Below are 4691 nucleotides of genomic sequence, written 5' to 3'. Positions count from 1 at the left end.
AGCCCCAACGAATACGAACGCCGACACCACACCGCTAAACTCACGCTCGCCGCGTGATCAATAACCGCGTGCCCACCTTCACGGGGGAAGGCCCCATGGCCGTGCTCCTGGTCGCCGTCGTGATCGGCCCGCTCGACCGGCAGCAGCCACGGGGCCCGCTCCTTTGCCTGCGTGGTCCTGGTGCCCATCGGCCCGGTCCCGAGTGGCGGCGAGTACTGCTCATGGCGGAAGTCTCGTTACTCCTGGGCGGTCACCCGTGTCAGACCTGCGACGCAACCCATGTAGGAGCCGTTCCTCGCCCAGCTGTTGAATGACCGCGCTGCACCCTGTCCCCTGGCCTGACAGCCCCTCACCGCCTCGGTGGGGGGCTTCCTCGTGCACGCATCCCCCACCGCCTAATTTCGGCACTTCGCTCCTCGACCTCACAGGTGATGCCGAGGGCTTGCGGCGCTAACCCGCGGCTCCCTCACCCTCAGCACCGCTCCCGGCTGTCCGGGACGGGCGGACTTTTTTCCGGCCCGCAGACCACCACTCATAGGAGGACCCGTGTCCAACAAGCCGCAGGACCGTCACACCGTCGCCCTCGCCCTCATTGGCACAGTGCTCGTCGGGCTGATCGCCGTGGCGTACCCCGCCCTCATCCCGGCCCTGACGATCGCCCTCGCCGCCTTCATGGCGCTGGCCTTCTTCCTCCAGCTGTGAGCGCATCGCATGGCGCGAGCCGGGCGGAACCAGCGACTGGCCCGCCCGATCCCCACTCCGCGCAACCCCCAGGGCGCAGCCATGCCCGACACCCGCCGCTGGAAGCCCGTCGACGACTGGTTTGCCGAAGCCGGGGAGTCCTGGGCCACCATCACCGCCACCCAACCCGGCGGCCCCTACCGCGCACCCTGAACCCGCCCCGACACCGAGGACCAGAAGCCACAGTCCGACCCCACCACGGCGGCGACGAGCACCAGGACCACGAAGGCAGCCGCCCACAAGGAGAACCGCAAGCCGCGGTGAGCCCGGCCGCGCCGTGCAGCTGCTCGACGTCGACCACCCGCACGCGAAGGCCTGCGCCCTCGATGCCGTCGACTACCGGAAAGGGGTCCCAGGGCTCAACAAACCTCAACGCCAGTGCAACGAATTCGGAGCCGGAGCTCCCTCGAGCGCCGCCGCGTCAGCCGCGACGAGGAGGAAGCGCCGGCGTATCCGGCCCGGTCGGGTTCACCGCCGCCGGCACACCGAGCTGCCGCCGCTTCCGAGCCTGTCCCGAGCCCTGCGGCACGAGCACCACATCGTCCGCCTGGCCGTCGTCCACGGCCGCCCGCTTCACCGGCAACAACCGGGCCGGGACCACGGGCAGAGGAGCAGCAGGGGCGAGAGCGGCCGGACCGGAACCGAGCGAGCGACGTGCAGTCATGAGGCAGAGTCTCCCGCCATCTGAACACCCCTCCGCACGCCCTGTGGTTGGAGCACGGCGATGTCGGCTGTTGTTCGGAAACCCGAGGCGGTCCACCAGCCCGCGCTGCCATGATCAGCGCATGCTCATATCACCCCGTCCGGGCGCAGATCGGCTCAACATTCGCAAGGTCCTCAGCGGCGTGCACACCACGGCGCAGAACCTCCAAGGGCACTACGACAACGCCTTCGAGGGGCTGATGGCGTACCTGGAGTGGGCCACCGATTCAGCCCGGCTGCTGCGCTCCCAGGTCAGTGACAGGGACCTCGAACAGCTCGTGTTCACCCCCCGGTACAAGGTGCTGCTGGCCAGCTGCGGCACGCTCGCCGGCCCCGCCCAGACCCGTCTGGTGAACGGACTGGTGCAACTTGAAGTGGTCGAACGCATCGAAGCCTTCGCGGCGGCCGTGGACGCGCTGGACACGCAGATCAGCCGGTGGAACATGCGGGAGGCCTTCGTCGTCGCCGACTCCAGCTTCTACATCCAGAACGACGTGAAGCTGGCCGACGTCGACCTGCACGCGATCCTCGACGTACAGCCCTGGGAGTTCGTCCGCCTGCTGTTCCCGATCGTGGTGGTCGACGAACTGGACGACCTCAAGGACACCAGCAAGCAGCGGGGCCGCTGGCGTGCAGCCCACACGCTCGGTCGCCTCGACGAGGTCCTCGACGGCCACACGCACGGGTTCCTGCACGAGGGCGTGTACACCCCCAAGGACGGCGAGACCCGCGGCAGGGTCAACGTAGAGATCGTCCTCGATCCTCCCGGCCACGTGCGCCTAGACCGTAACGATGACGAGATCATCGACCGAACCGTGGCCATTCAAGGCCTGGCCGGCCGCGACGTCCGCTTCCTGACGTGCGACACGAGCCAGCACACCCGGGCCCGAACCGCCGGACTGAAGGTCATCAAGGTGGCGACGAAGGACCCCGGGCCCGAACCGGACTGGTCGGCCCAGGACAAGCCCGGCACCGGCACGCGCGCGCAGCGCCGCGCCCGACAGGCCGAAGGCGAGCCTCCGACGACCGGCTGAGGCCTGGACAGGCGAGGGGCCCAGCAACGCCTCACGGCGGGCCGGGCCCCACATGTTCTCGCCGACAGCGACCCGGTGCGCTGGATCGGCGACGGCCGGCTGCGGATCGACCGGGCTGACATCAGTGCTGACATCAACGCTGACGGACGGGGGCAGACAGTGACTGTCCCCTGCGGCTAGGGTCACAGGCCGGTGACCCTGCTCACCTGCGAGTCCTTCACCGTTATGAGAATGGGCCGATGTCATCGAATCGGCCCCTGAGACGTAGCACTGACATCCCCAACGCTGGCGGGCCCGCAGCGGTGCCGCCGCACCACAAGCGCACCAGATCGAGCGGGGAACAGCGGGGAACCTCGGTGAAAGCAGCCCAGCCGAACAAGGCCACGGTCCACCCGTTTACCCAGGTCAGCGCCTGCACGAGCCGTGAATGATCGCAGCTTCCCAAGCTGAGGGCCCCGCAGCTGTTGGCACGGGCCAGCCCTGCGGCTTGCTTTGGTCCGCGACCACAACGGTCACAAATCTCATGCCCATCGGGGCGTTGCGCACTAGTCTCCGACTATGGCAAGCACGACATGCGGATGGTGCGGACGGCTGGCTCACATGAGACCGGTCGGCGGTGCTGAAGTGGTCCCCGATCAGGACAGCCGTCTTAACGTGGGATTCGAAGCCTATCAATGTGCCAACTGCCGCCGGCTGGTCCTCGCCTACGGGTGGACCGACTTCAAGCCTACGAATGATTGGGACGACGCACCTTCTGATCTCTGGGACCATCCTCAGGCCCAGCAGCCACGATGGCTTCCCCCGGCGAAGTCCAACAGGACGTTCCCAGATATCCCCGCAGCGATCGAGTCGCTCGCGGTTGAGGCGCACGATTGTCTGAGCATCAAGGCCGACCGAGCTGCCGTGGCACTTGCCCGTGCAGTGGTCGAGGCATCCGCAAAGGAAAAGGGTGTCACCAGAGGGAGCCTGATCGCGAAGATCGATGAGCTGCACCAACTCGGGTTGCTACGCGGGCACATCAAGGAAGCAGCACACGAGGTGCGCTTCGGCGGCAATGAGGTAGCCCATGGCGATCTCATCCCCGTTGATCACGAGGCGGCCGAAGAAATCTTGACACTCATGGACGAGGTGCTGAACGACCTGTTTCAGTCCCCGGCTCGCGTGGCCCGTGCCCGTCAGCGGCGCCTAGAACGGTCCCAAGCAGGCCCGGCGTCCGTGCACACCAACGCGTCAGAAGGACAGCCCAGCGCCTGAGCTCCTGACGCAGCACTCACGGCAAGGCTCCACGGACCATCGCAGCCGCTGAGTTTTACATCTCGCCGCGAAGAGGTCGCGTGCCACAACCGTGCCAGATGCAGGGGTCCGCCACGGTCAACACCGGTGCCTCATGGGCGAATACGCGCCCGCTTCCTGGACCGGTGAAGCCGCAGCTCAGGAGGGAGGCAGCCCAGCCTCTCTCCTAAAGTGGTGGTTGGCTAGCAGTCGGAAGCGGACGGCACGCCCCAGCAAGTTCACGACCTGTTGCGCGACAAGACCCGGCGAGCCCATGGCCGCAGGGCCGAGCCGACCGCGGCCGTGATCGACGCGCAGAGCGTGAAGACCTCGGCAAACGTGGCCGAGACCAGCCAGGGCATCGACGCCGGCAAGAAGATCAAAGGGCGCAAGAGGCACCTGGTCACCAACACCCTCGGCCTGGTCCTGGCCGTCCTCATCACTGCCGCGAACGTGCACGACACCGTCTGCGGCAAGCACCTCCGACGACCTGGCCGCGGCCCATCCCACCGTGCCCAAGGTCTGGGCGGACGGCGGATACCAGAGCAGCATCCTCAACCACGGCGCCTCGCTCGGCATCGACGTGGAAGTGGTCCAGCGACCACGGATGAAGGGCTTCGAACCCCTGCCGAAACGCTGGGTGATCGAGCGGACCTTCGGCTGGCTCATGCATCACCGCCGCCTCGCACGGGACTACGAAGCCCTCCCGCAGAGATCCCGCACGATGATCCACTGGGCAATGGCTAACAAAATGTCCCGCGAGCTGACTGGAGAATCCACACCAACCTGGCGAATCGAAACAGACATCCCGCCCGTGTCTCCGTGAACACTAATCAGATGCTCTCTAAGAGGGCATTTAGAGATGGCCTGTGTTGGTAAGTGACCTTCGCGGCCGTCGCACTTGGGGTGTTTATCCTATACGCACACCCTCGCGTTCATCGA

At 66.7% G+C, this 4691-nt stretch carries 7 protein-coding genes and 1 pseudogene; 6 read left to right on the top strand and 2 right to left on the bottom strand.

Annotated features, from left to right (window positions below):
- A partial coding sequence (locus tag ABT085_RS43935; RefSeq protein WP_351622113.1) for a hypothetical protein occupies positions 1-188 on the bottom strand: 188 nt, incomplete at its 3' end.
- A gap of 358 nt (positions 189-546) precedes the next feature.
- Between ABT085_RS43935 and ABT085_RS43930 the strand changes: the two genes are divergently transcribed.
- Positions 547-702: a hypothetical protein gene (locus tag ABT085_RS43930; protein WP_351622110.1), complete on the top strand. Its 156-nt coding sequence runs from the start codon at positions 547-549 to the stop codon at positions 700-702.
- A 9-nt stretch (positions 703-711) separates the two neighbouring features.
- The gene (locus ABT085_RS43925; RefSeq protein ID WP_351622107.1) at positions 712-894 is read left to right on the top strand and encodes a hypothetical protein; all 183 of its coding nucleotides are present in this window, start codon (positions 712-714) and stop codon (positions 892-894) included.
- Between the two features lie 268 nt (positions 895-1162).
- Here the strand turns inward: ABT085_RS43925 and ABT085_RS43920 are convergent, their stop codons facing one another.
- Positions 1163-1405 carry a hypothetical protein gene (locus ABT085_RS43920; RefSeq protein ID WP_351622104.1) on the bottom strand — a complete coding sequence of 81 codons (243 nt, stop codon included), beginning with the start codon at positions 1403-1405 and terminating at the stop codon, positions 1163-1165.
- 121 nt (positions 1406-1526) lie between these two features.
- Here ABT085_RS43920 and ABT085_RS43915 point away from each other — a divergent pair, with 121 nt between their 5' ends.
- From ABT085_RS43915 to ABT085_RS46925, 4 genes and pseudogenes are all read left to right on the top strand, one after another.
- Positions 1527-2477, top strand: a complete 951-nt coding sequence (locus tag ABT085_RS43915; protein ID WP_351622101.1) for a PIN domain-containing protein — start codon at positions 1527-1529, stop codon at positions 2475-2477.
- A gap of 558 nt (positions 2478-3035) precedes the next feature.
- Complete coding sequence (locus ABT085_RS43910; RefSeq protein ID WP_351622098.1) at positions 3036-3731, top strand: DUF4145 domain-containing protein; 696 nt, start codon at positions 3036-3038, stop codon at positions 3729-3731.
- Positions 3732-4052: 321 nt separating this feature from the next.
- Positions 4053-4181, top strand: a pseudogene (locus ABT085_RS46930) (transposase); the annotation flags it as partial.
- A gap of 79 nt (positions 4182-4260) precedes the next feature.
- Entirely contained in the window at positions 4261-4575 is a 315-nt protein-coding gene (locus ABT085_RS46925) for a transposase (RefSeq protein ID WP_502982975.1), read from the top strand.
- Positions 4576-4691: the final 116 nt, after the last annotated feature.

Origin of the sequence: Streptomyces sp. NPDC002265, assembly GCF_040296125.1 — a bacterium.
Lineage (GTDB): Bacteria > Actinomycetota > Actinomycetes > Streptomycetales > Streptomycetaceae > Streptomyces.
Note: the sequence above shows the minus strand (reverse complement) of the source record. Positions and strands in the feature narration are given on the sequence as shown.

Excerpts from the sequence above, each read along its gene's own strand:
- ABT085_RS43925 (WP_351622107.1), top strand. The coding sequence starts at position 712 with ATGGCGCGAGCCGGGCGGAACCAGCGACTGGCCCGCCCGATCCCCACT.
- ABT085_RS43920 (WP_351622104.1), bottom strand. The coding sequence starts at position 1,405 with ATGACTGCACGTCGCTCGCTCGGTTCCGGTCCGGCCGCTCTCGCCCCT.
- ABT085_RS43915 (WP_351622101.1), top strand. The coding sequence starts at position 1,527 with ATGCTCATATCACCCCGTCCGGGCGCAGATCGGCTCAACATTCGCAAG.
- ABT085_RS43910 (WP_351622098.1), top strand. The coding sequence starts at position 3,036 with ATGGCAAGCACGACATGCGGATGGTGCGGACGGCTGGCTCACATGAGA.